At 45.6% G+C, this 5377-nt stretch carries 5 protein-coding genes, 1 pseudogene and 1 riboswitch; of the genes and pseudogenes, 1 reads left to right on the forward strand and 5 read right to left on the reverse strand.

The genetic code is table 11. From position 1 onward, the window contains the following. Positions 1 to 189: pseudogene (gudD, locus tag AC1DUA_RS30450) on the reverse strand (glucarate dehydratase); the annotation flags it as partial. Positions 190 to 361: 172 nt separating this feature from the next. Between gudD and AC1DUA_RS30455 the strand changes: the two are divergent. Beyond that, positions 362 to 1234, forward strand: coding sequence for an alpha/beta fold hydrolase (locus tag AC1DUA_RS30455; RefSeq protein WP_477503306.1), 873 nt, complete (start codon positions 362 to 364; stop codon positions 1232 to 1234). A 55-nt stretch (positions 1235 to 1289) separates the two neighbouring features. Here the strand turns inward: AC1DUA_RS30455 and AC1DUA_RS30460 are convergent, their stop codons facing one another. The 4 genes from AC1DUA_RS30460 to AC1DUA_RS30475 form a co-directional block, all read right to left on the reverse strand. Then, positions 1290 to 1676, reverse strand: coding sequence for a hypothetical protein (locus AC1DUA_RS30460; protein ID WP_477503307.1), 387 nt, complete (start codon positions 1674 to 1676; stop codon positions 1290 to 1292). An 86-nt stretch (positions 1677 to 1762) separates the two neighbouring features. Continuing rightward, positions 1763 to 1899: riboswitch (cyclic di-AMP (ydaO/yuaA leader) on the reverse strand. 62 nt (positions 1900 to 1961) lie between these two features. Further along, positions 1962 to 3089, reverse strand: coding sequence for an oligogalacturonate lyase family protein (locus AC1DUA_RS30465; RefSeq protein WP_477503308.1), 1128 nt, complete (start codon positions 3087 to 3089; stop codon positions 1962 to 1964). Positions 3090 to 3122: 33 nt separating this feature from the next. Beyond that, positions 3123 to 4469, reverse strand: a complete 1347-nt coding sequence (locus AC1DUA_RS30470; protein WP_477503309.1) for a hypothetical protein — start codon at positions 4467 to 4469, stop codon at positions 3123 to 3125. 83 nt (positions 4470 to 4552) lie between these two features. Next, positions 4553 to 5377, reverse strand: an 825-nt coding sequence (locus AC1DUA_RS30475) for a type 2 periplasmic-binding domain-containing protein (protein WP_477503310.1), incomplete at its 5' end; no start/stop codon positions are given.

Consider the following 5377-nt stretch of genomic DNA (forward strand, 5'->3'; position numbering starts at 1 on the left):
ACCTACGCCTGTATGACCTGCATTATCTTTGAGAATCACGATGTTACGTGTGAAGAATGGAGCATGAGCCCCGCTAAGATTGAATAGCATGCTATCGTGCCCTGCAACTGGAATTACTTTTAGTTCGGTAATGATTGGAGTACTGGAAGTTTGGTTTCTCGATTGCTCATTAAGTAGTTCTTGTTTCATGTCTGGTCTCTCCCTTTCAATTGGATGAATACCGGTTAAATGATGGTGAAAAAGAATTAGCTACCTAGGCTAAATTGTACCACGTCCTCTAGCTCCTAAGTACTTAAATACGTCATATTCACATATTTTTGTTAGGGATTAGTATGAACTCGCTGGAGAGGAAGTTGAAATCATGGTTTATTATAAAAAAATGAAGATCGATGGTTGGGAGCTATTTTTCCGCGAAGCCGGAAGTCCGGATCATCCAACCATCATCCTTCTTCATGGTTTTCCAAGCTCATCCCATATGTTCAGGGATTTGATTCCTCATCTGGCAGACCGATTTCATATCATTGCGCCTGATTATCTAGGATTTGGAAATAGCAGTATGCCTTCCATAGAAGACTATTCATACACCTTTGAGAATCTATCGATTATGATTGAAAAGCTTATTGATTCTCTCTGTATTTCTCAATATATTTTGTACACCCATGATTATGGGGGACCAATCGGCTTCAGACTGGCTGTTCGCAATCCGCATCGCATTCTCGGGTTCGTTATTCAGAATGCCGTAGTTAGTGCCAACGGATTAGGGAAACCGTTCGATCTTTTCAAAGCACTTTGGGTGGATCGAAATCCTGCAACCGAAGCAGCTTTTGCCAAGCTAGTAACCTTTGAATTTACGCAAATGCAATATGTAACTGGCGTGTGCCAGCCTTATCTGATTAGCCCCGATGGTTATTTAATGGACCAATTATTTTTGGATCGACCGGGTAATAGCCAAATTCAATTGGAATTAGGCTACGATTATCGGACCAATGTGGCACAATACCCTGTTTGGCAGCAATACTTACGAACTTATCAACCTCCTATCCTGATAACCTGGGGCAAAAATGATTTTATCTTTACGTTGGAAGGAGCTCTTGCCTTCGGAGAACTATCAAATTGTGTGGAAACTCATTTTTTGTGCGGAGGGCATTTTGTTCTGGAGGAACAAAGCCAGCAAGTTGCTGAACTTATCAAACGCTTCTTTGGTCGTGTATATGCTTGGGGTTCTACTACTTAAAAATACGAAAAAGGAGCTGCCGCAAGGCAAGCTCCTTCACTATTATTGGAGATAGTTAAATCGTATTGCTGTTAATGTACTCTCTAAGGCAAGGATACGGACCACTAAGGATATGTGCCATGGTGACGATAAAGTTGTGATGATCCTCCAAAATTTGGGGAGAGGTTCCGACGCGATTGGCTAGCGATTGTTCAACCGCTAATTCCTTTTCTGAGCTTAGTTGATCGAGCAGCTCATTGCTCTGAGCGACCGTTTTGCTTATTTCCATTAAAGTCTGTGTTTCTACGTCTGATGGTCGGTAAGCCAAGTTCGGAAATTGAATGTCGAATTTTTCCAAACGCTGTTTTAAGTGAAGAATCTCATGATGACGTTGTGCAGAATTGTTAGATCTCTTCCATGGAAAAAGATTCTTCAGCTCATTGGTTACTTTCCTTAGCAGCATGTCTAGTTCCTCCTATTTTCTCTAGAAGAGAAAAAGGAAGCGAGGGAATAGAACCTCAAGTAGCATGGTTCCAATTAATATTTCTATCCTTCTCTTTCTACGCTGACGAAGTTAGCTGACGGATTCGGGTTGAAAGTTAACCCTAACACGATAGATGTGTACTCACCCCAGGAAACTTGGTTCCCCCGCTTCTTTAATCTAAAGAATTAAGCGTATTTTATCAATTTACTCCAATGCTTAAGGAGAAGCAATAGTAATATTTTCTTATATATGCTATGTCATTAGTCATGCATTCCTTGTAACCAAATCCACTTTATAAATACTGGGAACTCCCTCCATATCCGAGGTAAAGATAACAAACGAGCCATCAGGCGAGAAAGTCGGATGCGRGTGGGCGTCCTGTGTGTTGCCGTATGACTTCCAGCTAGTACCATGGGAGCACAGCCGCTCTTCTTGCCTCAATGCTACATCCACTAAATAAATGAAATGCTGCTCGGGCAATTGTCCGTCCCCTACGATCTGCGTATGGTTGGCATTGGAAATAAAATGGCAATACTTGGAGCTGTTCATCCAGATCTCTTCTTCCAGCGTCTCCGAGTCCATGAACCGGATACTTTCGTGATAGAGATCATCCTTATGCCGGTACACATAGGCAAATCTAGAGCCGTCGGCAAGCCAATATTCATGCGTGATGAGTTCATCATGCGTTTGTTCCTTGGCGCAGCGCAGCCGCGTCCCGTCCTTTTGGACGAGCCAGAGTCTGGCATCGATCAGATGCCCAGGACCTTCATGACAAAATAAAATGGTCGATGGATCATGCGGACGAATTTGCGGATGCCCAAGCCAGCAGTTTAGCTCCTCGTGCGCGATGTGACTTGTCCGCTGCTCAATATCGAGGTAGACGATTCGGCAGTGCGGTTGCGCTGCCCATTGAGGCTCGAAGTTGGACCAGTCCCCTTTACTTGGTACGACATCCTTTTCATTTATTTCGACCAAGGCGAGATACTTGTCGTCTGAGCTAAGACCAGGATTCGCATTCGATTTCCATCCTGCAGGTGACGTGTATAGGACCTCTTCCTCAAGCGTGGCCATATCCAATCGCATGATCCGTTGATCCCTGCAATAGATCAAATAGTTATCATCACTCGTCAGACTGCAACTGAAATCGTGGATATCCGGTCCTTCCGTTAATTGCACCGCAGATCCATCAGTTAGATCCATGCGATAAAGCTGACGAGTTCCCTCACGTTCACTAGCGTAAATGAGAGAGCAGTTGTCGTTCGTGATCATTTTATAATAAAAATAAGGATGATGATTCACCTGCTCTGGCGCGGTCAATCGGGTTATAGCACGACCTGTATAAGTATCGTTGAAGGGATGGAACTCATTACGAATCGTAGATCCTTTAGCCATCTATGATCACTCCATTCTTATTAGTCAGCATTGTTAGAGCCGAGGTCTCAGCATCTTCATCTTCTCATCAGGCTTGAACGGTAACGTCAACTGAAGCGCCGAGCGATCAGGAGCACGGAATTCCGCATGAACCTCTGCACTCGCTCCCACTTGTAAGACTGAAGCCGCAGCATCGAGCTCATCTTCCTGTACGCCCAAGCGCCATGCAAACACAGAAGAATAGTCGTACCCTTCGTTCAGCAGGCGCAAATGAATATAGGTCGAATGGTTGCCATTGCGCACATAAGCTAGCAAATTGCGACGCTGATTCCACATCACATCCTTGCTGAAAGTTCCTACACTAACGGGCCCTTCCATATACGTAGTTGCTTGGTTAACGATAACGCCAACCTCGTCTTTGCTAATCGTCTGTACAAGTTCCGCTGTCTCTGTTCGCTTGAACGCCGGTATGTACTTCGCAGGACACCTTATGTCGTTGCCGTACCAGTCCAGATTGTACTTCAGCTGATCATCTGGCATGAATTTCAACTCACCGTGACTGGCGATCTGCACGAAAGATAAAATGTCTGGCGTCATCATCGTATGATAAGCACGGCTGTGTGGGCCAGACCACTGTTTGCTGGGGGCATGGTAATGGTCAGCAACCAGCCCCCATGCGACATCCAGCATCTCCGTGCTAAGCTTTTTCGCTTCCGCAACTTGGGTCGCCGTATAAATGCTGGACAATTCCTGTATCGCAACAATCGTATACGTCGGGCTGTTATACTCTTGGAAAGTTCCCAACTGTTTCGTGTACTCACGAAAGAGTCGTAACCTCTCCAGCCCGTAATTCAAATATTTTGCTTCGCCATAGACCTCACCTGTGAGCAAAGTAACGAAGGCGCCCATGATGGCAATGTTCGTATAGCTCGGACCTACATTACGCTTGATAATGGCGTCGCACGCGCAATAAAGCGAATGCCGAATCTGCTCGCGCAGACCCGGGCTCAGCATATCGGAATGCCTCTGCTCGGCCAGAACCAGCCGCTTCCCACAGAAATCCGCCCAGTTCCAGTCTGGCGGTGCCATCCTTTCGAGCGGCTCCTCGTAGAACCACGACCAGATGCCGAAAGTAGCATTGTCGGGATTCTGATCCTGCAGGCTGATCACTTGCTCAAGTATTCCTTGCGCTTTTTCTACATGAAGAGGCTGGCGACTGTCCAGCAATCCCAGCGCATAGACACAAGCTGCCAAGGTGGGATGAGTAAACGCTACATTTTTCAGCGTGCTATGATATCCCGGCGTATGAAAAGGCTTGCGAACCATCCGCAGCTCAGGCGTGTATTCCTCATGCCATTTCGCAAGCTGTTCAAGCAGCATCTTGTTCGGATCAATTGTCATAGTGAATTACACTCCCTTATCCGTATGAAATAGCCTCCCAACTCCTGTTCGAATCGGGAGGCTGCTTAGCCGTCTATGAAATTTTACTTCCCTTTCACATTGTTCTGATACCAATCCTGCGCTAACTTGTCAACGTTATCGCCGCCAAGACGTTTCCATTCCTTGCGAAGCTGCTCTATCCCCCATTGCGGTGAATATTGGGCACCGCCTGTAATGACTTTCGTTTCAATATCCTCCGACAATGGGCCGAATGAAGTAGACGTCTCGCTCAGCTCAGGGAACGTCGGATTAAACGGAATATCACGTCTATATTTGTTTTTCATAGCCACCTTAAGCGATTCTCCCTGCACCTTGGCATATTCCTGAGAAATCGCGTCCGTCGCTGCCATTACTGTGAAATCCTCTGGTTTGGGACTCCATTGATCTAGTACGGCATACTCTGGCGCATAGATTGTTTCCTTCTTATTTTTCTCGGCATCAATCGTTTGAGGAACACCATTCACCAGCTTGTAATGAACACCTTCTGTGCCAAACCTGACATCGAACCAATTCTTATCGATCCACCAGTCCAGTAATTTGATTGCGGCTTCTGGGTTTTTCATATCCTTATTAAACACAATCAAACGGTTAGCCGGTGGCTCTTGATACAAACCGAACTTCCCATACTTGGTTGATACAGGCTCAAATGGCACAAGCTTTGAATCAGGAACATTTTGCTTCAATTCGCGGTACTCAGCACTAATATTCCAGCTAGCGAAATAGATGCCTGCTTTACCTGTCACGAACAGCTGTCTTTCCTTCTGGAAGTTCTTATCCGTAATATATTCCTTGTCAATTAGTCCTTCATCGAAGAATAGCTTCATCTGAGCAAGCACATCTGTATAGCGATCTGTTAAGCCACCGTACAC

The organism is Paenibacillus sp. 01T422 (assembly GCF_056398785.1).

Coding starts and splice junctions, on each gene's coding strand:
- AC1DUA_RS30455 (WP_477503306.1), top strand. CDS start 362: ATGGTTTATTATAAAAAAATGAAGATCGATGGTTGGGAGCTATTTTTC.
- AC1DUA_RS30460 (WP_477503307.1), bottom strand. CDS start 1,676: ATGCTGCTAAGGAAAGTAACCAATGAGCTGAAGAATCTTTTTCCATGG.
- AC1DUA_RS30470 (WP_477503309.1), bottom strand. CDS start 4,469: ATGACAATTGATCCGAACAAGATGCTGCTTGAACAGCTTGCGAAATGG.